At 60.7% G+C, this 25,771-nt stretch carries 30 protein-coding genes; 26 read left to right on the forward strand and 4 right to left on the reverse strand.

The features are described 5' to 3' along the window. Positions 1 to 133: 133 nt before the first annotated feature. The gene (locus ACBG85_RS29185) at positions 134 to 937 is read left to right on the forward strand and encodes an alpha/beta fold hydrolase (RefSeq protein ID WP_125053269.1); all 804 of its coding nucleotides are present in this window, start codon (positions 134 to 136) and stop codon (positions 935 to 937) included. 12 nt (positions 938 to 949) lie between these two features. Here the strand turns inward: ACBG85_RS29185 and ACBG85_RS29190 are convergent, their stop codons facing one another. Continuing rightward, the gene (locus tag ACBG85_RS29190) at positions 950 to 1,732 is read right to left on the reverse strand and encodes a helix-turn-helix domain-containing protein (RefSeq protein ID WP_125053267.1); all 783 of its coding nucleotides are present in this window, start codon (positions 1,730 to 1,732) and stop codon (positions 950 to 952) included. A gap of 266 nt (positions 1,733 to 1,998) precedes the next feature. Next, entirely contained in the window at positions 1,999 to 2,475 is a 477-nt protein-coding gene (locus ACBG85_RS29195) for a helix-turn-helix transcriptional regulator (RefSeq protein ID WP_125053265.1), read from the reverse strand. 206 nt (positions 2,476 to 2,681) lie between these two features. On the opposite strand from ACBG85_RS29195, the gene ACBG85_RS29200 reads away from it, so the two are divergent. From ACBG85_RS29200 to ACBG85_RS29300, 21 genes are all read left to right on the forward strand, one after another. Beyond that, positions 2,682 to 3,386, forward strand: a complete 705-nt coding sequence (locus ACBG85_RS29200) for an SAF domain-containing protein (RefSeq protein ID WP_125053263.1) — start codon at positions 2,682 to 2,684, stop codon at positions 3,384 to 3,386. A gap of 6 nt (positions 3,387 to 3,392) precedes the next feature. After that, positions 3,393 to 4,190, forward strand: coding sequence for a hypothetical protein (locus ACBG85_RS29205; RefSeq protein ID WP_011331693.1), 798 nt, complete (start codon positions 3,393 to 3,395; stop codon positions 4,188 to 4,190). Further along, positions 4,187 to 5,833, forward strand: a complete 1,647-nt coding sequence (locus ACBG85_RS29210; RefSeq protein WP_125053261.1) for an ATPase, T2SS/T4P/T4SS family — start codon at positions 4,187 to 4,189, stop codon at positions 5,831 to 5,833. The genes ACBG85_RS29205 and ACBG85_RS29210 overlap by 4 nt, the downstream gene beginning before the upstream one ends. Beyond that, positions 5,830 to 6,711: a type II secretion system F family protein gene (locus ACBG85_RS29215; RefSeq protein WP_225320446.1), complete on the forward strand. Its 882-nt coding sequence runs from the start codon at positions 5,830 to 5,832 to the stop codon at positions 6,709 to 6,711. The genes ACBG85_RS29210 and ACBG85_RS29215 overlap by 4 nt, the downstream gene beginning before the upstream one ends. Then, positions 6,708 to 7,607, forward strand: a complete 900-nt coding sequence (locus tag ACBG85_RS29220; RefSeq protein ID WP_218694655.1) for a type II secretion system F family protein — start codon at positions 6,708 to 6,710, stop codon at positions 7,605 to 7,607. Before ACBG85_RS29215 ends, ACBG85_RS29220 begins: the two co-directional genes overlap by 4 nt. A 116-nt stretch (positions 7,608 to 7,723) precedes the next feature. After that, positions 7,724 to 7,978 carry a hypothetical protein gene (locus ACBG85_RS29225; RefSeq protein WP_125053257.1) on the forward strand — a complete coding sequence of 85 codons (255 nt, stop codon included), beginning with the start codon at positions 7,724 to 7,726 and terminating at the stop codon, positions 7,976 to 7,978. Between the two features lie 154 nt (positions 7,979 to 8,132). Next, the gene (locus ACBG85_RS29230; RefSeq protein ID WP_241199220.1) at positions 8,133 to 8,390 is read left to right on the forward strand and encodes a hypothetical protein; all 258 of its coding nucleotides are present in this window, start codon (positions 8,133 to 8,135) and stop codon (positions 8,388 to 8,390) included. Positions 8,391 to 8,457: 67 nt separating this feature from the next. Further along, entirely contained in the window at positions 8,458 to 8,772 is a 315-nt protein-coding gene (locus ACBG85_RS29235) for a hypothetical protein (RefSeq protein WP_125053254.1), read from the forward strand. A 39-nt stretch (positions 8,773 to 8,811) separates the two neighbouring features. Continuing rightward, positions 8,812 to 9,225 (forward strand): hypothetical protein, encoded by a 414-nt coding sequence (locus tag ACBG85_RS29240; protein ID WP_125053252.1) that lies wholly within the window; start codon positions 8,812 to 8,814, stop codon positions 9,223 to 9,225. Continuing rightward, positions 9,222 to 9,674: a pilus assembly protein TadG-related protein gene (locus ACBG85_RS29245; protein ID WP_125053250.1), complete on the forward strand. Its 453-nt coding sequence runs from the start codon at positions 9,222 to 9,224 to the stop codon at positions 9,672 to 9,674. The genes ACBG85_RS29240 and ACBG85_RS29245 overlap by 4 nt, the downstream gene beginning before the upstream one ends. Beyond that, positions 9,671 to 10,126, forward strand: coding sequence for a TadE/TadG family type IV pilus assembly protein (locus ACBG85_RS29250; RefSeq protein WP_125053248.1), 456 nt, complete (start codon positions 9,671 to 9,673; stop codon positions 10,124 to 10,126). Before ACBG85_RS29245 ends, ACBG85_RS29250 begins: the two co-directional genes overlap by 4 nt. Then, positions 10,123 to 13,314: a LysM peptidoglycan-binding domain-containing protein gene (locus ACBG85_RS29255; RefSeq protein WP_372027930.1), complete on the forward strand. Its 3,192-nt coding sequence runs from the start codon at positions 10,123 to 10,125 to the stop codon at positions 13,312 to 13,314. Before ACBG85_RS29250 ends, ACBG85_RS29255 begins: the two co-directional genes overlap by 4 nt. Next, the gene (locus ACBG85_RS29260) at positions 13,311 to 13,877 is read left to right on the forward strand and encodes a hypothetical protein (RefSeq protein ID WP_064445001.1); all 567 of its coding nucleotides are present in this window, start codon (positions 13,311 to 13,313) and stop codon (positions 13,875 to 13,877) included. The genes ACBG85_RS29255 and ACBG85_RS29260 overlap by 4 nt, the downstream gene beginning before the upstream one ends. Positions 13,878 to 13,888: 11 nt before the next feature. Next, positions 13,889 to 14,515 (forward strand): hypothetical protein, encoded by a 627-nt coding sequence (locus tag ACBG85_RS29265; protein ID WP_064445002.1) that lies wholly within the window; start codon positions 13,889 to 13,891, stop codon positions 14,513 to 14,515. Positions 14,516 to 14,664: 149 nt separating this feature from the next. Further along, positions 14,665 to 15,465, forward strand: coding sequence for a hypothetical protein (locus tag ACBG85_RS29270; protein WP_241199268.1), 801 nt, complete (start codon positions 14,665 to 14,667; stop codon positions 15,463 to 15,465). A gap of 89 nt (positions 15,466 to 15,554) precedes the next feature. After that, positions 15,555 to 15,905 carry a hypothetical protein gene (locus tag ACBG85_RS29275; RefSeq protein WP_064445003.1) on the forward strand — a complete coding sequence of 117 codons (351 nt, stop codon included), beginning with the start codon at positions 15,555 to 15,557 and terminating at the stop codon, positions 15,903 to 15,905. 39 nt (positions 15,906 to 15,944) lie between these two features. Then, the gene (locus ACBG85_RS29280; RefSeq protein WP_256933101.1) at positions 15,945 to 16,796 is read left to right on the forward strand and encodes a hypothetical protein; all 852 of its coding nucleotides are present in this window, start codon (positions 15,945 to 15,947) and stop codon (positions 16,794 to 16,796) included. Positions 16,797 to 17,231: 435 nt separating this feature from the next. Beyond that, positions 17,232 to 17,870 carry a CPBP family intramembrane glutamic endopeptidase gene (locus ACBG85_RS29285; protein WP_372027931.1) on the forward strand — a complete coding sequence of 213 codons (639 nt, stop codon included), beginning with the start codon at positions 17,232 to 17,234 and terminating at the stop codon, positions 17,868 to 17,870. Positions 17,871 to 18,005: 135 nt separating this feature from the next. Then, positions 18,006 to 18,743 carry a hypothetical protein gene (locus tag ACBG85_RS29290; RefSeq protein WP_241199218.1) on the forward strand — a complete coding sequence of 246 codons (738 nt, stop codon included), beginning with the start codon at positions 18,006 to 18,008 and terminating at the stop codon, positions 18,741 to 18,743. A 261-nt stretch (positions 18,744 to 19,004) separates the two neighbouring features. After that, positions 19,005 to 19,631: a hypothetical protein gene (locus tag ACBG85_RS29295; RefSeq protein ID WP_241199217.1), complete on the forward strand. Its 627-nt coding sequence runs from the start codon at positions 19,005 to 19,007 to the stop codon at positions 19,629 to 19,631. Next, positions 19,632 to 19,934, forward strand: coding sequence for a hypothetical protein (locus ACBG85_RS29300; protein ID WP_064445006.1), 303 nt, complete (start codon positions 19,632 to 19,634; stop codon positions 19,932 to 19,934). Positions 19,935 to 19,965: 31 nt separating this feature from the next. Here ACBG85_RS29300 and ACBG85_RS29305 read toward each other — a convergent pair whose 3' ends face one another. After that, entirely contained in the window at positions 19,966 to 20,571 is a 606-nt protein-coding gene (locus ACBG85_RS29305) for a hypothetical protein (protein ID WP_125053236.1), read from the reverse strand. A 268-nt stretch (positions 20,572 to 20,839) separates the two neighbouring features. On the opposite strand from ACBG85_RS29305, the gene ACBG85_RS29310 reads away from it, so the two are divergent. From ACBG85_RS29310 to ACBG85_RS29320, 3 genes are all read left to right on the forward strand, one after another. After that, complete coding sequence (locus ACBG85_RS29310; RefSeq protein WP_164490672.1) at positions 20,840 to 21,739, forward strand: hypothetical protein; 900 nt, start codon at positions 20,840 to 20,842, stop codon at positions 21,737 to 21,739. A 90-nt stretch (positions 21,740 to 21,829) separates the two neighbouring features. After that, a complete protein-coding gene (locus tag ACBG85_RS29315; protein ID WP_238592781.1) occupies positions 21,830 to 22,561 on the forward strand; it encodes a hypothetical protein in 732 nt (243 codons plus the stop codon). Positions 22,562 to 23,025: 464 nt separating this feature from the next. Continuing rightward, the gene (locus tag ACBG85_RS29320; protein WP_241199216.1) at positions 23,026 to 23,550 is read left to right on the forward strand and encodes a hypothetical protein; all 525 of its coding nucleotides are present in this window, start codon (positions 23,026 to 23,028) and stop codon (positions 23,548 to 23,550) included. 135 nt (positions 23,551 to 23,685) lie between these two features. Here ACBG85_RS29320 and ACBG85_RS29325 read toward each other — a convergent pair whose 3' ends face one another. Beyond that, a complete protein-coding gene (locus ACBG85_RS29325; RefSeq protein WP_064445009.1) occupies positions 23,686 to 24,360 on the reverse strand; it encodes a DUF6338 family protein in 675 nt (224 codons plus the stop codon). Positions 24,361 to 24,769: 409 nt separating this feature from the next. Between ACBG85_RS29325 and ACBG85_RS29330 the strand changes: the two genes are divergently transcribed. Beyond that, on the forward strand, positions 24,770 to 25,540 hold the full coding sequence (locus tag ACBG85_RS29330) for a HEPN domain-containing protein (protein ID WP_164490671.1): 771 nt from the start codon (positions 24,770 to 24,772) through the stop codon (positions 25,538 to 25,540). The last annotated feature ends 231 nt before the right edge of the window (positions 25,541 to 25,771 follow it).

Genomic DNA, 25,771 nt, shown 5'->3' on the forward strand with positions numbered 1-25,771 from the left:
CCTCGCCTTCTACGCCGCCCCGCAGAGGCCCTGGATCTTCCCACGGAGCCTGAAAATCTACCGCGCCCGTGTTGTATGCACGTGAGCGGACTCGAATCCCCGGTCGGAAAAGGTCACCCCTAGTATCGGGTTCGTGCCGAACGTGAGAACGCCCGACGCCGATATCTATTACACCGACAGTGGGGGAGAGGGGCCCGTCCTGCTGCTCGGGCATGGATTCTTCATGGATTCGTCGATGTTCGCCCCGCAGATCGATGCCCTCGCCAGCAATGTCAGGGTGGTTGCCTGGGACTCGCGCAGACACGGACGAACAACCGATCACGGCGCCGCATTCACGTATTGGGATTTGGCTCGAGACTCCCTGGCGGTCCTCGACGATCTCGAGATCGAGACAGCAATCGTCGGCGGAATGTCGCAGGGCGGCTACACCGCGCTACGGACGGCTTTGCTCGCTCCCGAGAGAGTCCAAGCGCTCCTGCTACTCGACACCGAAGCATCTGCCTGCACCGATGGCGAGAAAGCCGGATACAAGGCCATGTTCGATCAGTGGTGCAGCGATGCCCCGATCGAACCGCTTGTCGAAGCTCTGGCACCACAATTGATCGGCGGTGACTCGCGAGAGTCGTGGGCGCCGTGGATCGAGAAATGGACGACAAGCGATCGTCGAGCGATTCGACCGGCCGCAGAGTGCTTGATCGAACGCGACGATGTCGTCGACCGGTTGAGTGCTATCGAGGTGCCGGCGTTGATCATCCGTGGCGAACACGACATGTCCGCGCCTGCGGCCAAAGCAAAACAGTTGTACGACCATTTACCGCTCGCAGTTCCAGTCCTCACCATTCCTGGCGCAGGTCACGCAGCCAATTGGACCCACCCGCAGCCCGTGAACGAGACCATCGCGGCCTTCGTGACGATGGTTGAAACAGGCTGGCTGTAGAAGTTTGAGCAGCTATTCGGTTCCCGGGATTCGCACGCCTAGGTACATCTGTACGGGGTAGTCACCACGCATTTCCGTGTGTACCTGGACATGAACGCGGTATTCCTCGCCGGTGTCGGCATCGCGCAGATGCATGAATGGCTGGTGTCGGCCGAATCGAACATCCTCTTTGCCCCACAGGCGCCGAAATGCAGGGAACTTGCTCAGTTCTTCCAGGGTTTCGATCGCCCATTCAGGGTTGTAATAGCGTCCCATCAATGCGCGGAACCAGTTCACCGTCAAGGTCGTCTCGGCTTCCCACTCCACCATGACTTGCTTGGACTGCGGTGTGGAGAAGAACCAGCGCAAAACATTGCCGTCGTCGAGAAGGCCTGGAAAGGCGCGATCATAGGCAGCGTTGCATTCGATGACATTCCATCGCTCATCCAGATAAGCCACCAGATGTGGATTGAGCGCTGTGATGACCGTGCGCATCTCGGGTGTGATGAGTGATCGGTATTGCTCGATCGTCCACGGGGTGGTCGATGTTTCCCGTTCCGTTTGAGTGCGGCGAGCAAGGTTGTACAGGTGTCGGCGCTGGGCCGGATCGAGGCCGAGTTCCCGTGATGCTGCTTCCAGAAATTTGACTGAAGGGTTCGGCGATTCGTTACGTTCGATCTGCGTGATATGGCTCACGCTCCAGAAAATATTCGCCGCGAATTCGCTCCTCGTCAGACCGTCCGGGTGCTGCGGTGTGGATCTGGTGCGCAACGCGCGCAGGTAATCGCCCAGGTTGGGCGGTCGGACGGTATCCATGCATGACCTTTCGTGAGTATCTGTAACGAGACAAACACCCAAAAGCTGACCTACGGCGAAAAGTCAATACTCGCAGGTAACACTCTTTAGTGGTACCGACCAGACTCGCGCCGGTAACACAAACCTGCTGTGCTGTTTCGCGAAAGACTCACAGCTGCGTGGCAGGCAGGAGAGTGAAACCAGCAGGGAGGCGAGTCAACACCGGGGTGGGGAGACCCTCGGAGTTGCTCCAGAGGGGGATAGCCATGCCACGTTTACGGCGAGGCTCAAGCAGGCGTTCCAGGAGGTCGCCGCTTGGCCTTCATGTACGCCCGATTCACCTGTTCCCCAGAAATCCCCAACGCCTCCGCCAAAGCAGTCTGGATCTTGTCGGTGAGGGCGATCTCACCGCGTTCGATGCGCGTGATCGTCGTAGTCGTCAACCCGCACACTTTGCCGAGCTGGGGTTGGGTAAGTCCGACCAAGCATCGATAGTCACTGAGAAAGCGCTCCTCTGGATCCGTGACGACGACGTCGCCGACTTGGATGTTCAACGCATTCGCGGCTCTGGCCAGGAAATCTATCTGAGGAGACACGGCGCCGATCTCCCAGTTGCGGATGGTCGCGGCGGTCGTGTCCGCCAGGCGGGCGACATCGCCACGGGACATCCGAGCTGCCTTTCGGGCAGCTGCGAATGCGTCTTTATCGAAGCCGCGCAGGACGTTGCGGCTCATCGGATTGGTCCGTCCATCGCTAGACACCATGCCGCAACCCTTCTAATATGCCATCCAGATTGGCTTTTAGATTTGTCACCAAGATTGACAGGGATTGCGGCGAACGTACCGCCACCGAAAAGCCGAGGCAAACCGTTCTGCAGCGCAGTTGGCGCCAGCCAGTCCAGGTCCCGACCTACTGTCCCCGTACGACCTGCCCACCCTGTCCACTCGTCCACTGTGAAGGACCACCACACATGGCATCCCTACTGACCAAAAAGATCGATTCCATCCGCTCGTCCGGTGACAAACAACCAGCACATAACGGCGCAGACCCGGATAGCCCACCCGACCTGACTACCCGCGCGCGAGTGCGCAGACGCCCGATCTACCTTGCAATCGGCGTCGCCCTTGTCGTCGTCGCCGTCATCGGCATGCTCGCCGCAGTCAGCGCGATGCGCGCCACGACCGACGTTCTCGTCCTCGCGCGCGACGTCCAACAGGGCCAAATCATCGAATCGAAGGACCTCGCGGTGAAAACCGTCAACGTCGACGCCGACCTGGGTGCCCTCTCGGCGGGTGAACGAGGTCGTGTCATCGGAATGAGTGCCGGCACTCGATTGCCGGCAGGAACAGTGCTGATGCCCGCGGCCGTCACCGACCAGGTGGTGCCCGGAGAAGGCTTGACGATGGTCGGCATCACCGTGGGATACCCACACCTACCGTCGGAAGCAATTCTTCCCGGAGACATGATTCGCGTCGTAGACACCCCCCGAGAAGGCGATGACCCGCCGGTTACGGGACCTATCAACACAAAGGCGCAGGTCTACTCGACGACCACGATCGCGGAAGCGGGCGAAACCACTCTCAACCTCCTGGTCCCGGAAGCCGAAGCAAACTGGGTCGCCGCGCGGGCTGCGACCAAGCGCGTGTCCATCGTCCTCGACAACCGAGTGCGGTGATTTCCCATGTACCTCGCACTCATCTCTGCATCCGGGGCACCAGGAGTCTCCACGACAGCACTCGCTCTGGCCTTGAATTCACCAAGTAAGAACACGCTCTTGGTCGAAGCTGATCCAATCGGATCCTCGCCCGTGCTGGCCGGATACCTCCTCGGCGGCCGCTACCACGACAAATCATTGATCAACCTCGTCGACGCCAACCGCCACGGACGCCTCAAATCAGCGCTGGCCTCCGAGGTGATCACCTTCCCCGACACCACGGTCTCTGTCCTCCCTGGCCTTCTACATTCCGCTCAAGTCGATGCAATGCGCGGCGTCTGGAGTCCACTCGGAATCCATCTCGCAGGACTTGCCGTCGACGATGCCAACGTCATCGTCGACGCCGGCCGGATCGGACAACACGGCTCACCTGTCGAAATGATCGTCAGCGCCACGACCATTGCCATCGTTACCCGCACGACCCGTCCGGCACTGGCGGCGCTGCGCGCTTCGATCAACGGATTGCGTCAACAACTGTCAGCGACACAGTCCACGGCAAGCCTCGGACTCATCCTCATCGGTGAATCTCCGTACAACGCCGACGAAGTAGCCAAGGTCACGGGACTCGATGTCATCGCCGTCATCCCGGATTCGAAGGACGCGAAGGTCTTCTCCGACGGCGAGGTGCTGACCAAGTGGCGCCGCCGCCGATCGCTGTATCTCCATGCGCTGCACCGAACCACGTGGCCCAAGATCGAAAAGTTCGCGGCCACCCACCAGGCCGACTGGAAGTCCAGCCTCGCCGTGACAGGAGACCGACGATGACAACTGACGAGACAGCACAGAGTACGCACAAGAACATCACCGATCTCCCGTTCTTCTCCGCGACGCTTCCTTCCGTCGATCAGCACTCGGCTTCCCCCGAACCAGTAACCCCGGTGTCGGCAGAGACCGCTGATTTCTTCCGCACCAACCACCTTCACGACCTACCTCCAGCACCACGGCATAGTCCTCCGGACGAGGCCGTGCGGTCGCGGCGGAGTACGCCCCCGAAAATCGCGGTCGACCGACAACTCGTCCGCGCCCTGCAGCGAGAAGCGGCCGAGCTACTGCGCGAACACCGCACCAAGCGTGACCGAGAGCTCAACGATCCGAAGAACACCAAACTCGTCGTGCCGTTCACCGAAGACGAAGAACGCGAATACGGCCGAGAAACAATCACCGGATTGGTGAAAAACCACGTCCAACAGACGATCCGCTCCGGCGGCGAAGCCTTCAACCTCGACCAAGAACATGCCCTCATCAAGGCGATCTTCGACGCCCAGTTCCGCCTCGGGCCCCTCCAAGATCTCGTCGAAGAACCCGACATCACCGACATCTACCTCAACGGTGACGCCGTATACGTCAAATACCCCGACGGACACTACGAATACCGAGCTTCCGTCGTCGACAGCGGCGACGAACTTCTCGAGTGGATGAGCCTGCTCGCATCCAGGGCCGATAACGGTGGCAGGCCCTTCTCCAGAATCAATCCCTCGCTTCGACTCAACATGCAAGGCAACCATCGACTTTCGGTCCTGGGGTACACCACCATCCGGCCCTCCGTCGCGATCCGCATCCACCGCCTGACCAACATCACCCTCGAGCAGCTATCGCTCGATCACCACATGATGCCTCCGGAACTTGCGCACATCCTCGGATGCGCCATGCGAGGCGGAGCGTCGACCGGCGTCGGCGGCGGAATGGGTTTCGGCAAAACGACATTCGCCCGCGCTCTCGCCAACGCACTCCCCGTTCACACACGAATCGGAGTGGCCGAAACCGAACGAGAACTCTTCCTCGACGAACTGCCCGGCCGGCGAGACTTCGTCGTCGACGCCGAAATGATCATGGGCGGTGGCGAACGCGGTCCAGACGGACAGCTCGCCGGCGGCTTCAGCCTGAGCGCAATTCTCTATGAGTTCGTCCGCCAGGGACTCGACTACCTCGTAGTCGGCGAAATCGCCGGCCACGAGATCCTCGCCCTGGTCAAGGCGCTCCAAACAGCCAATGGTGGCCTTTTCACTACCCACGCCTACACCGCCCGCGGCGTCATCGACCGACTCGCCAACCTCGCCCAAGAGCCCCCGATGAACGCCACCGCGGAATACATCGAACGGCAGCTGGCAGAACACGTCGATGTGATCGTTCAGTTGGCGACGAAGGTCAGGGTCAACCGCGAAGGCACCACAACCGCAGTCCGGTATGTCTCCGAAGTCGTCTACGTCGAACCTGGCGACGACAAGCTACCCAGCTTTTCCACCATCTACCGCGGATACTCCGACGGCACAGGGGTATTCGGCACCATCCCACAGCCGCTGCTACGCAAGCTTCTCGCCGGCGGATTCAAGAGACTGAACCTCCCCTCCGACACTCTTCGGAGTTTCGACGAAGAACGTGAACTCTTCGACGACGAAGGAGCTGCATGATGTACCAGCAAATCGGCGTTTTCCTCGTCCTGCTTCTGTGCGCGGGAGTCGGCTGCCTTGTCCTGGGGTGGAGGGACCGCCGCGATCCCACAGCCCCCACTCGGCAGCGTCCACGTAAGGGCGAAAGAGTAAAGATATCCGGGACCACCCAAATGCTCCTGGCGGTAGGGATCGTGGCAGGTGCCAGCGTCTACTACCTGAGTGGATGGCTCTTCACGCTCTTCCTCGTCCCGGCCCTTCTCGTGGGTCTGCCCTACCTCCTGAGCCGACCGGAAGCGGAACACCAGATCCGCCGTCTGTCCGCGATGGACGAATGGACGCGCAACTTGTCGAGCAGCATGCGAGCTGGCTCCGGAATCGAACACACCATCATCTCGACTCCTATCCCGGAAACGCTCAAAGACGAGATCACTGCCTTCATCAACAGGCTCCGCAACAATGTCCCACCGGCCGAAGCGGTCACACGATTTGCATCCGACCTCAACGACAGCGTCGGAGATAAGATCTGCGGCGCCCTCCTCCTTGCCATGCAACTGCGTGGTGTCGGTCTGGCCAATGTTCTCGAAGGCCTCGCCGAAGACGTGGGCGATACCGTCGCCCGCCGCCGGCGCATCGAAGCGGACCGCAAATCGACTCGAACACAAGCCAAATGGGTCACCATCATCACCATCGCCGTCCTTGCTGCAGCTTTCGCCTTCACGAATTTCATGGAGCCATACCGTTCAGGCGGCATGCAGATCGTCCTACTGATCCTGCTGACGCTCTTCGCTGCAGATCTGTACTGGATGAAACAAGCCACCAAGCCGCCGACCTACCCGCGGTTCATCGGAACCAATGACCGCGTCGAACGCACTGACCTTGTAGGAGCGCAGCGATGAGTATCACCATGACGATCATCGTCTATACCAGCGTCGGCACAATCGGCATCTATCTCGTCGCCCTGTACTTCCTGCGAACCCAACCTGCCCTCACCGACGTGATGTCCAGGATGTCCGGACCCGCGCCGGAGAAGGCAAGTACAGCAGGGACATCACTCGTCGACGGGCTCGCCAACAAGCTCGGCCTGCGCGTACATCCCTACCTACAAGACAGCCGATTCCTCACCCTCCCCACATCGGACCTCTCACTGCTGCACAAAGATCCGGCGCACGTACTCGGCGAAAAACTTGTCGCGGCATTCTTCGGTCTGTTGATCTTCCCGATACTGAATCTGGTTCTGACCGCGTTCGGATTGGGATTGGCATGGTCGATGCCGGCGATCCTCTCACTCGCGACCGCCGTCTTCCTCTTCGTGATTCCCGACATCGACATTCGGCGCCGCGCAGCTGCGGCTCGCGCCGAATTCGCACAAGCCCTCAGCTCCTACATCGACCTGGTCGCGCTATGCCGACGAGGCGGAATCGGATCCACGCAATCCCTCGAGATCGCCGCCCAAGTCGGAGACAGCTGGGTGTTCCTACGACTGGACGAGGAACTGTACGAAGCCGGCCGCTCCGGCGAAGCGCCCTGGAGTGCCCTCACTCGCGTCTCTCAGCAGCTCGGACTCGCAGAACTCGGCGACCTCGCAGACATCATGACGATGACAGGCGACAAAGGCGCCAGCGTCTACACCTCACTGCGAGCCAAAGCCGCCAGCCTGCGTTCCGCACAAACCTCCGCTGAACAGTCCGCCGCCGTCGAGGCAACAGAGAAGCTCGCCATGCCCCTCGCCGGCCTCGCCGGCCTGTTCATGGCACTACTCCTGATCCCGGCCGTGACCGTCATCAGCGGCTAACCAACAACAAGAAAGGAATGCCCTCTGAACAGGCAAAACAAAGAAGGACCCATCGACCGGACTCATCCAGTCCAGGACAACTGCTACACATCCAGCACACCAATAAGGAGCACGCCATGACCACCAAGGCCATCACCACCACCCGACGCGCAACCCGCGCTGCCATCACCTCGTACCTCGCACTCACGATGATGTTCGTCGCCGCACTCGCAGGCAGCCTTCTGCAGCGTGCAGGCGGTAAAAATTCGGACCGTGGTCCGTCCACCCTCGAGTACGTCATCCTCGCCGGAATCTTCGCCGTCGCGGCCATCGCTGCCGGCGCTGTAGTCGTCCAGAAGATCCAGTCCCGCGCGGACTCCATCCCCGACTGAAACTGCCGAGCGCAGTTCGGATGCTGGAGAACAAAACCATGGGCCTATCGGTAGCGCTGAGGACATGGAGTGCAACGTCGCTCTCCAGTGCTCGGCGCTATCGATGCACGACCTCAGGCGGCAGTAACCGCATGGGACAGGAGGAAATGCTGTGATGACGATTTTGACAGCGGTAGCGGTTCTCTTGCTGTTCGGAATGCTGCTCCTCATCATCCTTCTAGATGGGTCACCGCTGGAGGAAGTGATTTTGTGGGCGGGGTGGTCAGTTATGGTGCTGGCACTTTCTTTCTGCGTATTGGGCCTGTTTTGGGGAGCCGTGGCCGCAGTCGGTGTCGTCGCACTCGCGGGGGGCGCTTCCTACGTTTATCGCTACGCCACCTTCCGTCGTGATCGTTCGTTGCCGAACGAGTGATTTGGATCTGCGTCATACGAACAGAATTCACAGACCTACAAGCCCTGAGGGGTGAAGGAGAAGGCCAATGATTATCACGATCATCGTATTGGCAGTGACGAGCTATCTCCTGGTGTTCGGGGCCTTCTACATCTCGGATGACGGGTTGAAGTTCTATTTGCCGCCCATGGTTGCGGCGCTCGCCGTCCCCACGTTGACGCTCGGGAGTTTCAATGTAATCACGGACGAGAAGACCTCGGGCATAGCCCAGCTCGGCATACTTGCGGCCGCATTTTCTCTCTCCATAGCCCTCGTCGTTGCCGCGATGTGGACTGCCATGTTCGCGCGCAATCGCGTCGACACCAAGCGCAGTACCGCAGCCCAAAAAGGGCTCGCCACCTAGCCCACCCTCGCCAACCGGACCGCAGAGAAACGGACAGTCATGACACTGGAACAGCTGATCGACCGGTGGCGCCACGACGACCGGGGCCCCACGACGCTCGTCACCGTCATCGCGATGGTCGCTTTCCTGATGATGTTCTCCGTGATGCTGCAAACCGCCCTGTTCTTCCATGGACGAGACGTCGCAAACACCTGCGCCGAAAAAGCATTGCAAGCCACGCGTTCTCAGCAAGGGAACCAGGCGCTCGGCCTCGCCGCAGCGAACGCGTGCATCGCGAAATCCGGATCGGGTGACCTTCAATCGCCGGTCGTGTCGGTGAACAAGACACTCCGCGAGACCACGGTCACGATCACCGGAAAGTCCCCGTCCCTCGTACCGGGGTTGGAATTCGCCATCACCGTCGACCACACCAAACCCACTGAGCGCGTGACCAATCCCGGAGGTGTCGGATGAAGCTGAGCCAGTGGATCGCTCGCGCCCGCTCAAACGATCGAGGAGATGTGACCATCGAGTTGTGCCTCGCGATCATCGTCCTCCTCGTCCTACTCGGTTGGATGTACGCATACGGCATCAACCGTCAGGCGCATCAAAAGGTCGAGCACGCCGCGGGAGAAGCCGCCCGGGCAGCATCACTCTCACGTACCGCCACTCAAGCCAACCCTCTCGCATACCAAGCGGCCCTGGACTCCATGGATGGTCAAGGACTCAAATGCACGACCATGAACGTCAGCGCTGACACCTCCGGATTCCGTACTCGCCCAGGAGTATCCGCAACCGTCGAAGTCACCGTCAGTTGTGAAGTTTCCTACGACGCCCTCGGATGGCCCGGCGTCAGCGGAGGACGAACTATCGAGGTCACTGCAATCTCACCCATCGACACTTTCCGGGAGCGCACCAGATGATCACCACCCTGCGTAAGCGACTCACCTCCAGGCTCCCCGAGGAACGCGATAAGGGCGCCGTGACGCTGCTGACCGTGATACTCGCTCCCATCCTCATATTCTTCGTGTGGGGACTCATCGTCGACGGCGGTGGAATGCACACCGCAGCTCAACGCGCGGACAACGTCGCCGAAGACGCCGCCCGCGCGTCCGGACAGCAGATCGTCGGATCGCTCAGTGCGCGAGGGATCGATACGGTTGTCGACCCCGTACGCGCAGTGGCGGCCGCGAAACGCTACCTCGCCGACGCCGGGGTCGAGGGCGAGGTCATCCCCACAGGGCCTCGCACACTGCTGATCACCACCCGCATCGTGTACGACAACAAGCTTTTGCCCCTTGGTTCGAAAGTGATCACGGGTAGTGCAACGGTGAACCTCAACCGCACCAACGCGGGGGAGGTGTACCGGCCATGAGTGCTCGCACAGTCCGATCCCGCCTCGCAGGACTCGGGTACCTCCTGATCCTGCTTCTGCTCGTGGCAGGGATCCCCGCAGCACTGTGGGCATTGCGCGGTAATCCTCTCGACATCCCCTTTTCGGATTTCGAGAGTCTGCTCTCTAACCCCGACGACGGCAGCCTCCTCGTCGCACTTCTGCCGCTCGTCGGCTGGGTCGCGTGGGCGACATTTACCCTCCCGATCCTTGTCGAGCTCGCAGCCACACTCCGGGGCGTCAAGGCACCGAAGATCCGGCTTCTCGGGTCGCAACAGAAAACGGCGACTTTCCTCGTCAGTGGTGCACTGCTTCTGCTGACAGCCGGCACCGCAACCGCGACACCTGCACTCTCGCAACCAGTAGACAGTGCATCACCTGCGCCCTACGCACCGATCGCCGCACAGCAAGACCCGAGCGGCCCCGCCCACACTCAGGTGGACCCGCGCGCTGCACGGCCCGCGGTTAAACCCGCCGGCCCGACCGTGACCACCGTCCGCGGAGACACCCTGTGGGGACTCGCCCAAACTCACCTCGGCGACGGGAGGCTGTTCACCGAACTGCTCGAACTGAACAAAGACGTTGTGCCCGAAGCGGGATTCCTCGCAGAGGGAATGACGCTGCAACTCCCTGCGGCAGTGCAGGACGTCGTACAAGGGGCCTACACCGTCCAAGCTGGAGACACACTCTGGGACATCGCCGATCGAGAGCTCGGCGATCCTTTGCGTTTTTCTGAGATCACCACTGCGGACGGGTCGCCAGCCGGAGACCTGATCACAGTCGGACAGCAATTGATCATTCCGTCCGCGTCCGCCCAAACACCCGTGCCGGCAGCGGAGGCAGCCCCCCAGCCGGCGGCCGTACCTGCGCCGGTTGAGGCGCCGGTGCCAGCCCCCCAGGCGCAGGTGCCCGACGCGGCACCGGACCCCCTCCCAGAAGTTGCAGCGACACCGAACTGGCAACTCGACCCCATCGAGCCCCAGATGCCTGCGAATATGGCCCCTGATGCCGAAGCATCCGTGATCACCGCCGACGCGGAAGACGACTCCTCCAGCTCGTCCGGCGTCGTCTACATCGCCCTCGGTATCTCCGCGCTCGCCGCCGCCGGCCTGACCGGCCATCTCGCGCTGTGCCGTCGGCAACAGCAGCATCGCCGCCGCCGCGGCGAGCGCATCGCCCTGCCCGCCAAGGAAGCAATCCTTGCCGAACAGGCCTTGACGGCCGCTGTCGATCCGTTGACCACCGCTCATGTCGACACTGCATTGCGGAACCTCGCGCAGTACTGCCGAGCGAACGAGATCTCCATCCCCAGTCTCCTTGCGGTTTTCATCGGTGACGACACGATCGAACTCGGATTGCTCGAGGAGATCTCGCTGCCCCAGCCATGGATGCAATCAGACGACGACACGTGGATGGTCGACCCACGGGCGTTCCCTCGTTCGGTCCCGGACATCGACGTCAGCCCATACCCAGCCCTGACCGCGATGGGAACGAGCGACGATGGACGAGAGCTCATGCTCAATTTGGAGGAAATAGGGCATCTCTCCATCACCGGCACACCTACCGCCACCGCAAATGTGCTTCGCGCGATGGCCGTCGAGCTTGCCGTATCGCCGCTGGCAGATTCCCTTCACCTCAACGTCGTCGGATACTGCGGCGACCTCGCAGGCGCAGTGAACACTGGCCGTATCACGCACTCCGACAACACCGACGAGGTGTTGGCGCGCTTGGCTCGCCATCTCGAACGCGACGCCGGCATCCTCGACGAGAACGAGGTTGCATCCATCGCACAGGCACGGAGCGTGTACGAGACCAGTGAGCTGACTGCTCCGGAAATCGTCCTCATCTCCGACCCGTTGACAGCTGAACAAACAGAAATCCTGACCTCGATCGCCCATAGCGCCCCGCGGATCGCGTTCGCTGCAGTCACAACGCAGAACTCGAACACTCGCTCCGACTGGACATTGGATGTCGCCGACGACGGCACCGCAACACTGGTCCGCCCTGGTATCGCATCAGCACAGCTCACTGTCACAACACTCGACGAAGCCGGCTACGAGAGCATTGTCAGTCTGTATGCCACTACCGCCCATGATTCTTCCCCAGCTGTCGAACCGGAGGCCTCGGACTTCGGTTGGGAGGGGGCACGTCTCGACTGCGAGATCACGACCGAGAATCTCATCACCAGTACCGACCCTGCGGCTTTCACGGTAGTTCGGAACGACGACAACGTATTTGAGGAAATCAACTCCGAGACAGTCGGTGACATCGACATCGACACCGACTCTGCGGCTGAGACCGAAACCGAGATTGTTGCGTCCCATCCCGAGCTTCCCGCGGCTCCACACATTTGGATTCGCGTCCTCGGAGAGCCCACCCTCGCGCCACTTACTCCGGGCTCAACGGACCGCGAGAACTCGCGAAGCCTCACCGAAATCGCAGCTCTACTGGCATTCAGCGACGGCGGAGTGCCCGCAACTGAGCTCACCGCAAAGATGTGGCCGCACGACGTTGAACTCGTCAATGCGGCCAGCACTGCCGAAGAAGCGAAGACGGCAAACGCGCGGCTCCGTAGCCGCCGCAACCAAGCCGTCACACGACTGCGCAGCTGGATGGGAGATACCGACACCGGGGACGCAGCGCTCATCAAGTCCGGAGACCGAACCGGCCGAACGCCACTTCGCCTCCACCCTTCAGTGACCACAGACTGGGACTACTGGAACCAGCTCGTCGACGCTCACCCTGCGACGACGACAACCGAACGCCTTGAATCCGCTCTCGCGCTGGTGACCGGTCAGCCCTTCACCAGCGACGACCCGATTGCCTACCGGTGGGCAGATCACATAAAGCAGGAAATGATCTCCGCGATCACCGACGTCGCAGAAGAGCTCGCCGGCCGCTACATCCGCGGCGAACAGGTCACCCAGGACCTCGATGCCGCAGGAAAGGCAGCCCGGGCCGGCCTCACGGTCGACAGTGCTCACGAAGGCTGCTGGCGAGCAGCCATCATCGCCACCCACTTCTCCGGGGACATCGAAACTACCCAAACCCTCATCGACACCCTCAAAAGCGAACTCGACGAACTGCAAGTCGACGCACACCCGGAGACCAACGAACTTCTCAGACAGCTCGACACCACCACCGACTACCGCATCGGAGCCGCATCATGAACCGCCGCCTCGCAGCCATGCTCACCCTCACTGCGGCGGCCTGCCTGACCGCAAGCTGCAGCATCCTCAGCCCGGAGCCCGGCACCCTCGACACCAGCAGCGGCCCGACCTTTACCGGCCCCCCTGGATCGGGAAAATCACCTGAACAGCAAGCAGGAGAAGGTGCCCTCGCCAAGATCAGCGAGTACTACACCGTGCTCGCACGATTGAATTCCGACCCCGCTGCCCCGCTCTCTGACCTCGATGCCGTCGCGGCCGGCCGTTTCCTCGACAGGACCAAGAAAGAGATCACAACCAGTCGCAACGGAAACCCGACGCCACCAAGCGATCTCAAAGTACTCAAGAACGTGATTACCAAACACGACATCCCCATCGACGAGACCGGCGCACCGACAGCGGGAACTGCCACGCTCCAAATGGACGTCTGCATCAGCAAGCCTGTGGACAAACTCGAACTCGGAAAACCGATCCTGACGAACCCGTCATGGCCCGACCCAGCAGGATGGAGAGTCACAGCCGACTACACACAACCCGGAACACCCTGCAGCGCCGGAAGCTTCTAGGAGACAACAACATGGCCCACAACAGAATTCGACGAACCACAGCAGCAGCAGTCGCAGCTGTTGCCCTACTAGCCGGCGTCGCAGCTTGTTCCAGCAATTCCGACGAGCCGAACGTCACTCTCACTGCAACCGGAAACCCCGCTTTCGATGGTCCAGACGGCAAGACCGAGGCGAAGACGCCCGACGAGCAAGCGCGGAGCCAAGCGATCGCCAAGGTCAACGAGTTTTATGCTGCCCTCGGAAGCATTGAAGCTGACCCAACAGCTTCTGTGGATGCGATCGGCGGTGTGGCTGGGGACCCAGTCTTGAACGACCGAGTCGGGGACATCATGCTTCGACGGTCGCAAGGCATCACCAGTACCGGAGCCATTTCCGTCATCAAATCCTCGGTGACGGATCTGAGCGCACCGGTAGATGATCAGGGAAAACCCCGCGCGGAAGCCGCGTGGGTTCACGTTCAGGCCTGCACTGATATCTCCGGCTGGAATGCCGTATTTCCGGACGGATCAAGTGCGATGAAGCCCGACCGCGGCCAGTTCGAGTCCACCAACATCACCGTTCGGAACCCCGCGTGGCCTGATTCGAATGGCTGGCGCGTCACAAGTCAAACAGTTGAGAAGGTGCAATCATGCGACTAGCAATGAGAATTTTCGCCACTGCGACACTGGTTTGCGGCGTTCTGGTCACGGGGAGTCAATCAGCGTTGGCGCAGCCAGGCGTAGGTGGAGGTGGAGTTGACGTATCGTCCTCGCCCGGTGGTGCGAATGTGACAGTGGGTGGCGGCTACGTGAGTGCGCCCGCGGGCTCAGGCGCCGGCGCGGGGGCCGCGGGAGGCGGCGCGGGGGCCGCGGCTGGCAACGCAGGAGGCGGCGGAGGCGGTGCGGGTACTGGCGGCGCCGGCCCCGCTGCTGCACCTCCGTCCGGGACCCTCAACGCGATCCTGCAAGGCGCATGTCTCGGCACACCGGGGGGATGCCCCGCACCGCCTGCGGCACCCGGTATCGAGATCCCGCCGACGCCGCCCTCAATGGCGGAGATCATGAATACGGTGTCTATGGCGATCACCGCTATGCAGCTCGAAAAGCCTCCGATGTGCTGGACACCTGAACCTGCGAACTCAGGTGGAGGTCAACGTACCGGTCTCGTGGGTAAGGAGAGCTGGGCTTTCATGTGCCCCAACGACGTTCGCGAATCCACGACAGGCCCGGTCAACCGAGCAGCCACCTCGGGTGTGGTAACCGTCACCGCGAACGCCATCAACACCGGTGTCCTCATCAATCACGGCGATGGAGACGTGCAATTGTGCCCGGGTGCATTGCTGCCGTTCACTCCGTATACCGATGCTGTTGACGCCAGCCCTCTTTCGCCCGCCAGCGGAACTCCATCGCCCACATGCGGACATCGTCTCGCAAAATCGTCCATTGGACAGCCGCAAGACGTCTTCAAGGTCAGCGCCACCAGCAACTGGGTGGTCACGTGGACTGCCACTTGGCCAGGCGGCACGATGGGCGGTGTAGCCCCCACTCCGTTGACGTCGATGTACGACCGGCGGGTAGGCGAATTGCAGGTCTTGGTCACACCGAACTGAATTCAGCCAATGGATGCCCGCGTCATTTTGAACTGTCCAGTTCGAGTGACGCGGGCATCTTTGTCGGCAGAACGAGAAGGGAATCATAGGTGGGTACCTATCATCACGTGGTCCTACGCTCGGCGCCAGGCGAATACGTCGCCAGGATAAGGCCGAGCGCATTCGGATGCGACATCAAGGTCGGTAGGGGAGGTTGGTTTGATCAGAATCGGCTCCCGGCCATCATGGCATTCGCGGAGAAGTATTTCGACTGTTCCCTGACGGTGATCTGGGTGGACGACCTGTCCTGTGACGGTTGGGAATACGACTCGTCACTGGTAGCTCCGTGGGACGGCCCGGTGTCCCTTGATGACGAACCTGAACTTCCTCACCTGGTACCGGCCAGCTCGCCAGGCAAAGCAGACGCCGCTTGTCCGAACATCATTGTCGAGGGGATGTAACTACACGTGCTGACCGGGGATCCGAGCGAGGAAACATCGTTGTCATTGGGTGAAATCCGGAGGGCCATAGTGCAATCGTCATTTCTGACTGCGAGACAAAAGCTCTCGTATCTGGGTGCGTGGTCGGTTCATATTCGTGAGGCATCCCGCAATGCAGCTAGGGTTGAGGACTACAGGCAGGCGACTGATGTTGCTGTCCGCGTCTCGGCATTGCGAGCCTGTGTGAATGCGGTTGATCCGGAGCTGATTTCGGACTTGTCGGCGACGTTGAACCCATACGCAGAATCTCCCGACCCCAACCCCTTTGAGGATGCACTCAGATCTGAATTCGGGGATTCGGTTGGTGCTGAGATTAACCAACTGGCCGTGCACTGGAATGCGAGAGTCGACCTTCCGTGGCCGATGTTGATGCACCAGGCCGTTGACAGCACAAGCAGGTATCTGGCCTTGGACAGCCTGTCGGGGGTCGATCGTGGAGAGACGCGATTGGCTGCAGCTTTGGCAGTTGCGATCCCGATGGTGGTGCGTAGCGAATTCGCCGAGATCGGTGTTCGGGGTCGCTATGTTTTGTTGTGGCGGGGGCTGGGGAAGTTCGGGGTAAGCCCGCGGCCTGAGGTTTGGCCTGAACTGGCGGCGCGCCGGGTACCTCATGATTACAGCGCGCAGCCTCTGTCGTCGTTTACGACCGACCTCGATGTTGCTTCGGATTTCGCGAGGGACGGTGAGGGGATTTTGTTGGCTGAGTTGGTTCCGTTGTCGGCTGTATTTTCGACTTCGCTGGTGTTGGGGTTCTTGGGGGCTGAGGTGGTCGTGCGAGATCATCGCCACCGATGGCTGGTGCCTCTCCGCCGGACCGAGGGCGCTTGGGTAGTTGACTACAGTCCGCCCTGATTGGTCTTCTCCCGGGCGGCCATCGCAGTCTCGCGTTGCTTGCAGTTGCGTGCTTGTGTTGCGTGTTGGATTACCTTGTGGCGGTGTAGAACTGTGGAGCGTCAGTCTGGTTGAGTTGTGGGTGTCAATATTGTGAAATTCGAGCGGGTGGGGGAGTTTGGATGAGGCAGCTGCCGACTTCGATTCAGGAGGAGAGCGCTTCAGATGGGGGGACGGGCCGTTGGTGGGCGTGGTGGAGCGAGCGGATGCATTTGGTTCTGCTGATCGGTGTCCCCGCCAATCCTGCTGTTGTTCTGGTCCAACGTAATTTGGACGTCGATCGACCAGTATCTCAATCCGACTTCCGGGGCGGCAGTGGATGTTTCGCCCGATCCTGGGATTGCGGAGGACGTTATCGCTACTAGCGTGGCGGTGGCGTGCGGGTGGTTCACGTTCTTGGTAGTTCGCAGATTCTGGGGCCCGGTCGATCGATCTGCGCCGTGGCTCGCAGGTGTGGGCCGTCGTCGGCGGTTCCTCGGAGCTGCAGGAATTTGGGCGGTCGGTCAGGCTCTGGCAATTGCGTTTCGGGCATTTGTCGGTGAGGGCTCAACTGGCAGTCCCTCGGTCGAGGGTGGTTGGTTCTCCTGGGACGTCGTGAAGCCGGTCCTGCTGGCGGGGTTGATGGAAGAGGTCTTCTTTGCCGGGCTAGCGGCATTGGTAGGTCTGCGATTCCGGATCAACCTCATCGTGGTGATCGGCATTTCAGCGATTCTTCGTGGAGCCTTACACGTATATCAGGGGTGGGAGTTGGCAGTCGGGGCGATGTTGTGGGGCGGGTTTGCTGTTTTCGCGTACTACCGTTATCGATCGCTCTTGGGATTAGTTGTGCCTCACAGTATTTTCAATCTTGGCGTGGCGGCGGGTTGGATGGGACAGCGATGGTTGGTCGTGGCCGTCGCGGTCGTAGTGGTCGGCTTTGCTGTTGTCTACATCGCAGAGATCGAGAGGTCGCGCGGTTCTCGTTTGGGCACTGAGGGTGGGGTAAACGTGGGCGATCGGCAATCGCGGTCAGTTGTGTTGACCGGTGAGCCTTAAAGGCCAGAAGCATCAAAGAAGGCCCTGTTCGAGTGCGTGAACAGGGCCTTTTGCCAACTAGATGCATCGGAGGATTCGTACGGGTGGGTCGCGGGACCGTGCTCAATGTCTGTCTCTGCCCATATCGTTGGGGATATGACGGAGAATCGAAGCTTTCTTGATCGTCCGAAACCGTGGCTGGATGCTCCCCGCCCGGGGCCGACTGTCGTTGTCGACATCGATGGCGTCGTTGCGGATATGCACAATTTCGAGGGGTTGATCGCCGCGCCGTCATACGCCGATCGAGATTGGAAGCGGTTTCATACCCATTTCGGTGAAGCTTCCCTGAACCGCGCAGGCGGAAAGTTGGTTCGGGCGCTCGACAGTGCAGGTTTCACCATTGCATACAGCACAACCCGCTTGGACCAGTTCAATCGGACATCTGATCGGTGGATCCGGGCGAAGTCGTTGCCGCCCGGTCACATCGAATCACGGAGCTTGTGGGTGGACGGAACTGTGCGGCGGGCGCTCGATGTCAAACGACGGCATTGGTGGCGATGGGAAAACCACTACGCAGAGACGAGCCCGATAGTTGCCTGGATCGACGACGAACCAGACGCAGTCGACGCGCTTCGGGGGGAGGGTTGCCCGGCGTGGTTGTTCTCGGAGCTCGTCGATCGCCTCAAAGTCGGCGATGTGGTTCCAGCGCTTGCGTCCGGACCGGAACCCGTCGATGTTCTCGCCGCGAGGAAGACAGAGGCTTTGCCGCTGTGGGAGGAATTCGACGAGCGGTTCAAGGTCAAACACGCGCGGTGGCAGAAACGGCACGCGGAACGAATGCGGAGTCGCCAACAGGATCAACGGGTTGTCGGCGATGGAGCCGTTCGCGTCTGAGCCATTCTTTGAAGGTGGCTCACCGCATCGACGATGGACATCGATGCGGTGAGCCGGAGCACACTACGCCAGCAATGCGCCGCTGACGATGCTACTGCACCCCTGCTTGGAGATGCGGAGATTAGGCTCAGCCGCATGACCCTCTGGTTCTTGCGCTCTCGATCCAACAAGTACGCGGTAAGAGTAGACACCGCCGCCGCGGCTGCGGATCTTCGTGGGCGAATGCGCGCTGTACGTGAGATGAGTTCTCCTGCAGGAAGTGTGGACTGGGAATCGGCGCGTGAGATCGCTGGGAAGTGTGATTTTCAGTTCGTGGCGGCCGCCCGGGCGCTTCCCTTTCTCGAGAGGCGCTTGGCGTTGGCGTGGGAGCGGTCGCTGGTCATGAGTTGTTGGTATGGCCGAGGTAATCGACACGGTTTCGAGCTCCTTGAGGAACGCGGCTTTGCCCTTATGGCGATGCTCCCGGAAGGGGCTGAAGCGTCGGTCTGTCGCGAGTTCGTCGATGCGGTCGTCCATCGCAACGAGATGGGCTCCCGCGTCGATGGGGTAGGCGAGTCGGTGGCTGCGGCGGAGCTCGCGCTGGTCGAAGTGAATCAGAAAGCGTTGCGCCGACGAATGAAGGACGAGCGACAACTGATCGTGCTCGAGAGCGTGATCGGTGGCCAGTCCGGACGGATCGGTCAAAGCCTGCGGCATTATGTGCCGTGGCTCGACTTCGCGTGTGAGTATCTCGAGGATCCACGGGAGGTTCAGGAGCTGGAGATGCTTGTCGCTCGTTGGCGCATCGAGCGTTCGAAATACGTTGTGGAGAACCCGGATTATGCACACGTGCGGATTGTCGACGTGAAGACGGCGCAGGGCGGACCGCACCACAGAGAGGGCATGTAGATGAGTACTGAACCATGTCGAATCAGCGAAGGCAGCGCTCTGCACGCCGATGACCCGGATCCGTTGCGGCAGTACTGGTACACCGCTGATGACCTGGTGGATATCTTCGGTTACCGGCGGGACGCCTTGGAAGGTTTGTTCGGTGAAGCGACGCCGGGGCCTGGCGGGTTGGTGGGGTGGACGACGTCGGTGGTGTGGAAGATCGAGAGTGAAGTGATTGTGCCGGCGGTGGAATTGTTGGCGTCGAGTTTCCGCGATCAGGAGTCGATTGATCTCACGGTGTATCGGTCGTCGGCTGGCTGAGGCTCTGCGATTAACTGCCGCTTGCGGGGCCTTACATGTTGAGCTGGTTGGCCAGTCGACTGATCGGGCGCGGTTCGATGCTCAGATTCTTCGACTGAGGAACTCCGATGATGTGCACTCCGGCGCTGGCGCGGACGTGTGCGTCGCCGTTGATGGAGACAGAGGAAGTGTCTGTCGCTGCGACGAGAGTGTGGCCGGCCGCTTGGACGTGGCACTGGGAGTGGGCGAAGACGACAGCCTGATCTTCGGCGCGAATCTTGGCGTGATCGGTACCGACAATGTGGCTTTTCCCGCGTGCTTCGATGGTGACGCCATCGAATGCTTCGACGTGCGCGAATTCGTAGGCGGTGACACGGGCGCGGTGGGAGGCCTGTAGGAAGCATCGACCGGCGGCAGCGATGGATCCTCCGCTGATTCCGGCACACGATTGACCGATGATCTTCACATCGACTCCGTGCGGGACATGGCCGAGGTCGAACCACAGGTCAGGGTCGGCGTCGATGATCAGTCGTTTGGCGCCGCTGCGGATGTGGTGGGTGTATTCGCTGAAGGTGTGAACGATCAATGCTGGACGGGAGGAACGTGCCGGCTGGAGTCGAGCGCGGTGGTGGGCAGCTTTTCCGATGGGGGCGTTCATAGGGTGATGTTGCCTCTACTGGTGAGTTTTCGAGTGGTTTTGGCGGCGGCGAGTCCGGTCACGATGCGGGAACATCGTCGTTCGAGAGCAGCGCGAGCGGGTTTTCAGGCATCTGAGATGTGCGGTCAGTGATAGTCCATGGCATGGACAGCGCACGCCCCAGCGGCTAACCGATGAGTTCGGAAGCCCGCGCTGTCCGGTAGAGCGGTTAGGGTCGGGTTCTGCCTGTGACCACGGGTGATGGACGCGCTGAAGGAGCTTTTCTGAGATGGCCGAATCGAATGTGGAGTCGGAGAATACTGCCGACGGTGCTTCGACTTCTCTCTCCGCGGAGGAGGCCGAGCCCACAGCGTCCGGCCCTGGTCATCGACCGGGGCTTGTCACCGCCGCCGACGCAGGAAGGCGGAAACCCCCTCTCTCGACGTATCTGCCGATCCTGGGTGTCATTGCTGTGAGTGTGGCGGTGTGGATCGCTGCTCGCTGGGCGTTCGGTCGTCACGAGCAGGCTGGTCTGTGGTCGGTCGCCGCGTTGGCTGCTCTGGCTGGGGCGGTGGTGAGCGTGGCGGTGCGTCCGATGATGGCAAGTTTGTGTGCACTCGTGCAGATTCCCGTGAGGCCGACCAGTCGCCCAATCGTCCCGGCAGTGGCAACAGCAGGATTGTGGTTCGGGGCGGTGATGGCCGCCGGAGGCGACGCGATCTTGCCGGCATGGCTCACGGTGGCGGCTTTGTCTGTCTGGGCCGCGTGGATTGACCACTTCACCTTGCGGTTCCCCTTGCCGTTGATCCGTGCAGTCACCGCGGCGGGTCTGCTGCTCGGCGCGATGGCAGTGGTGATCGATCAGGACCCTGCCGCGGGTCTTCGTGCTGTGGTGGCCGGCGCCGCGATATTCGCCAGTTACCTGGTATTCGCGATCATTACGCGCGGTCACCCCGGTTTGGCGGATGTGAGGTTGAGCTTCATTCTCACTGCAGCTGTCGGATGGGTCGGTTGGATGAACGTGGCTTCGGCAGTGCTGCTGCCGAATATCCTGGCGGTAATAGGGGTGGCGGTAGCCAAGGTGTTCGGAGGCAGAAAGGTCCGGGGTGTGGAGTTCGGGTTCGCTCCGTACCTCGTTGTCGGCACAGCACTCGCTATTGCCTTGCCCGCGGGCTGGTGGATGTTGTGAATCTGACGCAAATGCGGCCGTACCGAGGAGAGGAACTGGACAATGCGCTGGCGCCGGCGGAATCGTTTTCACTCGCCGAACCGGGTGGAAATGGTGGATGAGTTACTCGATCACGTTCACCAGGTCGCCGAACGCACTCTGCCGGCATCGGATGCTCCGGGATCGGCCGGTGTGCGGCGTCTGCATGTGGTGTCGACGATGATCCGTGAGCTGGAGGAGGACATGCGCACTGACAACGCCATCGGAAGCACGACAGTCGAGTCGGTCAGTTTGGGACAGTTCTACGTGATGACCGCACACGGATGCGCAACACGCCTCGCTGCGGATCTCGATGCGGAAGACACTCCGGAGCGCGATGACGAAAGACTTGCCGCATTGGATGAATTTCATGCTGTTCAAGCAGCCACCGGGATCACCGTCGACGTTCACCGGATGCCTACTTCTCCGGAAGGGATCAAGGTTCTGACGGAGTTGGTACGACGAGCTCACAGCGGCGACATGACGCCGGCGCATGTCGAGAATGTGCGTGAGGTCGGGAGATTCGGTGCACTTCTTGACGTCCCTGTCCCTGATCGGGACATTCGCGGGCTGGTCGCGCACTTCGAACGCGTGGCGGGCAAGTCGTCGGGCCCGATCGGGCTGCGGATGCCGGTGGTGCGTGCCCGTGTGTTGGTCGCGTTCTTCGAGCGGTACGCAGCCAGACTGACCAAGACTGGGCAGGACGCGTTGCCGGCGCCGCATGTCCTCGAACACGCGACAGTGTGTGAATTGGCCGAGCGCGCAACGTGGCATCTCTATCGAGTCAGAAGCATCCGGCGGTAGTAAGTCGTCTTGAACCGGGATGAATATCGAATGGGGAAGTGGAGGAGAGGAAGAGGATGGACGAGAGAGCTAGGGACGTGAAGTCAGGCATCGTTCACACCGAACTTCCGTGTGAGTTCTGCGCCGAGCACCCGCAGTACTTTGCCGATGATCCTGTCGGTTTCGTGCGCGCAGCGCGGTGGGCAGCGGTCGTCAAAGACTGTTGTCATGGCAACGCCCCCGTGGACTACTTACTCTGCGACGAACATTGGGCCATGATCCGATTTCAGCAGTTGCCCGGCCAATGCCGCCGATGTGGGCGTATCGCCTATTCGGTAGCCGATATCGTCAGCACCGAGATTCCACTCGGCCGGACCGCTGAGGGCGTGTGGCCGTTGGTAGGACGTAACATCCCTGTTCCTCGATTCAGTTGAATGGGTCCCGCGACAGACTTTGTGAAGGGTAGAAAAAGCAGCGTGTTGATCATGGCGCTCGGAGAAGGTCTGACGCAGGGGCAGGCAACGATCATCGCGGCGGCGATCGCATTGGGTGCGGCGAGCATCGCGTTCTTGGGGATCTTCGTGAAGGCCCGATCCGACAGAGCGTTGCATCAGGCCACACTCGGTGAGGATCGCGCAGTTCAGCGCCGACAGCAGGTCACTGAAGCTCTCTTGTCCGCACTGGAGGCTATGAACCGGGCTGCTGAGTTGGTGTCGAGTGATAACCCGACCATGGAGCGGGACTCTGATGCCTACCGTGACCGCGACAATCGCTACTACGCATGTGTTTCTGCGACGTTGAAACTGCAGATATTGGGGCTGGAGGATGCGCACTTGGAGATGTCCAAGTTTACGGGTTCGCTTGGCCCCCACTGGATGCTCGCTGACGAGGAAGGCATTGCGAGACCACACCGGGACACGTTCGGAATGATCATCCAAGCAAAGGCGTCGTTGCCGTATACGTTCAGCAACACGCTGGCGCAGTTTGATCAACGGGCGTTGCAACACTGACTGCGAACGGATTTGGCGGAGCCCGAATGAACAGCATTTCGCACCCGACCCGGAGACTGAACGCGGTGTCGACCAAGCAGAACAAAATGGGGCTGCATCCCGTGCGGGTACAGCCCCATTCTCGTGTTCTCTTGACTACCCGTTACTGGCGGCAGGCGGATTTTCGTAGTGGACTGCCAAGCTGGCGATCTCCGATCCTCGGAGTACCACCCGCTGCCACTGCGCTGGCAAATCGCTCAACTCCCCGCGAGGATTCTGCACGGAGAGCGGTGGGCAGAGCACGATCTCACGGTCAGCGACTTCCATATCCGGGGAGAAGGCGCCCACTCTCCCGTACCAAATGGCTCCGCTCTCCAATGTGGCCCGAACATGGACAGCCGTCGTCGGCGACGGTAGTTCTTCGCGCATCAACTTCGCCCAGGCAGAGGTGTACGTAATCTTGGCCGGGTTCTTCCGGTTGACGTACGCGAACGCGCCCCACGCGGCCAACATCGACACTGTCAGACCCAGCACCGCGGCGATGGAAACGGCGATAATGTGTCCTGTGATGTAGCTACTTCCACCTCGAATCATGGCGGACAAGTCTGGCATCGGATGCCAGTTGACGCACCTGGCCAGCCCAGCGAGCGCAAGCAATACGACGAAGGCCACGGCACTGCACACGGTTGAGACCAAAGCGATTCGACCGATTTCGGTGAATGTTGATTCCCGGCGCCGAACAGCCTTTCTCGCGGTGAGCTGGTCGTACAGCAAGCCTGGCGCCGCGAATACAAAGAACGCCAGGATGCTGAACCACGTGTTAAGCGTCATGAGTAGTCGTCAAAATCGCCCACAATGTCCGACAGTGGCCGACGGGGCGTCCCGTCCTCTGGCGTTTCCTGCTGCTGAACGGTTACCTCTGCAGCGGGCACAGGCAACGAATCGAGGGACTTTTCGACGTAATCGGCACCTGATTGGTCGGCGGTCGAGAGTGGTTCGGGTTTGGAAGTGAAATCGGGAGACGATGTCTTCTCTTGGTCAGTCATGGATTGTGTCCAATCGCTCGCGTACCGGCGTCTTTACCGGTCGCTGTGAGTTTCAGTGTGCACCACAAGGCCGACACAGACGGCGACCGCCGATGTGGAGTCGGATGTCGCGTGGGCAGGGAATTGTTTCTTCGCGGCAGGTCGAAGTTCCGAGAGGGCAAGGACTGTCCTGTGTTGTGTCTAATGTGGTGCGAATGTCAGAGACTCCCGACTTGGTTGCGCAGCGCAGACAGTTCAGCCAGAACGTCCTCAAGAGCATGTTGGACAGCTTCATTGCGCCCGAACTCAAAAAGCGCGATCTCGACACAGACCCCACTTCGATCGACCGATTCCTCGTGGAAATCCAACCGGGCCAACCAGATGCGATTGTTCGGCTGGGCGAGGAAGCATACGTAGACGTTATTTGCGACCGCGACGAGGTAGAGACTCACATCGTCAACATCAGACCTCAAGAACAAGCCGTCCATCCCGACAGTGGGTGGGTTTGCTATCTGCGAGTCGAGGAAGGTTTCGTTCTGCACTTCGACTTCCGCCGGTACAAACCCCGTGCCCAAGGTCTTCTCGTCAAAGCGCAGCAGTTCCTCGATGTCGCGATCGCCAGCGAAGCCCACCTTTCGGTGGCGCTCGACAATCTGCACTCGGCAGCGGAATTGACCGTTCAGGCCCTAATGCTTCTAGAAGGAAACACCACCCAAAGTCACCAAGAAAGGCGCGCGTGGCTCAAGCAATGGACGGACCATGAAAACAGTCCCAAGGAACACGCTGACCTCGTTGCTGACTTGGCTTCCAAGCGCAAAACTGTCCGTTACGGAGCTGAAACGCCCAGACTCAAACCTGGACGCTTCAAGAAGATGTGCACTCTGGTTCAACAGATGATCGACAGCTCGGAGGCTCGATTCGGCCCAAATTCGCCTACCGCGCGTTACACGCTTGCGGAGGATCTCGATCCTGCCGAAATAGATTGATATAACTCCTCTTCATGTCGTGCGAGGCTTCGTTCAGAGACGAGGATTCCCCCTCGCCTGTGGGCGAGTTCATTAGAACTGCTCACCGACGGCCCGGCCGAGGGATCCGCCATCTCGGACCGATTCCTTTCGACAGCCAACCCGTCGAGCGCGCTTTCCCACTAGACCGGGCTTGAAAGAAGGGGGTCGGGGAGCAGATTCTCGAAATCCGGCGCTAAGGATTTACGGCAG

It is taken from the genome of Rhodococcus sp. NyZ502, from assembly GCF_041464245.1.
Classification (GTDB): Bacteria; Actinomycetota; Actinomycetes; order Mycobacteriales; family Mycobacteriaceae; genus Rhodococcus_F; species Rhodococcus_F qingshengii.

Excerpts from the sequence above, each read along its gene's own strand:
- ACBG85_RS29265 (WP_064445002.1), top strand. The coding sequence starts at position 13,889 with ATGGCCCACAACAGAATTCGACGAACCACAGCAGCAGCAGTCGCAGCT.
- ACBG85_RS29190 (WP_125053267.1), bottom strand. The coding sequence starts at position 1,732 with ATGGATACCGTCCGACCGCCCAACCTGGGCGATTACCTGCGCGCGTTG.
- ACBG85_RS29235 (WP_125053254.1), top strand. The coding sequence starts at position 8,458 with ATGATTATCACGATCATCGTATTGGCAGTGACGAGCTATCTCCTGGTG.
- ACBG85_RS29320 (WP_241199216.1), top strand. The coding sequence starts at position 23,026 with ATGGCGCTCGGAGAAGGTCTGACGCAGGGGCAGGCAACGATCATCGCG.
- ACBG85_RS29240 (WP_125053252.1), top strand. The coding sequence starts at position 8,812 with ATGACACTGGAACAGCTGATCGACCGGTGGCGCCACGACGACCGGGGC.
- ACBG85_RS29230 (WP_241199220.1), top strand. The coding sequence starts at position 8,133 with ATGACGATTTTGACAGCGGTAGCGGTTCTCTTGCTGTTCGGAATGCTG.
- ACBG85_RS29290 (WP_241199218.1), top strand. The coding sequence starts at position 18,006 with ATGACGGAGAATCGAAGCTTTCTTGATCGTCCGAAACCGTGGCTGGAT.
- ACBG85_RS29225 (WP_125053257.1), top strand. The coding sequence starts at position 7,724 with ATGACCACCAAGGCCATCACCACCACCCGACGCGCAACCCGCGCTGCC.
- ACBG85_RS29210 (WP_125053261.1), top strand. The coding sequence starts at position 4,187 with ATGACAACTGACGAGACAGCACAGAGTACGCACAAGAACATCACCGAT.
- ACBG85_RS29255 (WP_372027930.1), top strand. The coding sequence starts at position 10,123 with ATGAGTGCTCGCACAGTCCGATCCCGCCTCGCAGGACTCGGGTACCTC.
- ACBG85_RS29200 (WP_125053263.1), top strand. The coding sequence starts at position 2,682 with ATGGCATCCCTACTGACCAAAAAGATCGATTCCATCCGCTCGTCCGGT.
- ACBG85_RS29330 (WP_164490671.1), top strand. The coding sequence starts at position 24,770 with ATGTCAGAGACTCCCGACTTGGTTGCGCAGCGCAGACAGTTCAGCCAG.
- ACBG85_RS29250 (WP_125053248.1), top strand. The coding sequence starts at position 9,671 with ATGATCACCACCCTGCGTAAGCGACTCACCTCCAGGCTCCCCGAGGAA.
- ACBG85_RS29315 (WP_238592781.1), top strand. The coding sequence starts at position 21,830 with ATGGTGGATGAGTTACTCGATCACGTTCACCAGGTCGCCGAACGCACT.
- ACBG85_RS29300 (WP_064445006.1), top strand. The coding sequence starts at position 19,632 with ATGAGTACTGAACCATGTCGAATCAGCGAAGGCAGCGCTCTGCACGCC.
- ACBG85_RS29260 (WP_064445001.1), top strand. The coding sequence starts at position 13,311 with ATGAACCGCCGCCTCGCAGCCATGCTCACCCTCACTGCGGCGGCCTGC.
- ACBG85_RS29195 (WP_125053265.1), bottom strand. The coding sequence starts at position 2,475 with ATGGTGTCTAGCGATGGACGGACCAATCCGATGAGCCGCAACGTCCTG.
- ACBG85_RS29205 (WP_011331693.1), top strand. The coding sequence starts at position 3,393 with ATGTACCTCGCACTCATCTCTGCATCCGGGGCACCAGGAGTCTCCACG.
- ACBG85_RS29325 (WP_064445009.1), bottom strand. The coding sequence starts at position 24,360 with ATGACGCTTAACACGTGGTTCAGCATCCTGGCGTTCTTTGTATTCGCG.
- ACBG85_RS29310 (WP_164490672.1), top strand. The coding sequence starts at position 20,840 with ATGGCCGAATCGAATGTGGAGTCGGAGAATACTGCCGACGGTGCTTCG.
- ACBG85_RS29215 (WP_225320446.1), top strand. The coding sequence starts at position 5,830 with ATGATGTACCAGCAAATCGGCGTTTTCCTCGTCCTGCTTCTGTGCGCG.
- ACBG85_RS29220 (WP_218694655.1), top strand. The coding sequence starts at position 6,708 with ATGAGTATCACCATGACGATCATCGTCTATACCAGCGTCGGCACAATC.
- ACBG85_RS29305 (WP_125053236.1), bottom strand. The coding sequence starts at position 20,571 with ATGAACGCCCCCATCGGAAAAGCTGCCCACCACCGCGCTCGACTCCAG.
- ACBG85_RS29245 (WP_125053250.1), top strand. The coding sequence starts at position 9,222 with ATGAAGCTGAGCCAGTGGATCGCTCGCGCCCGCTCAAACGATCGAGGA.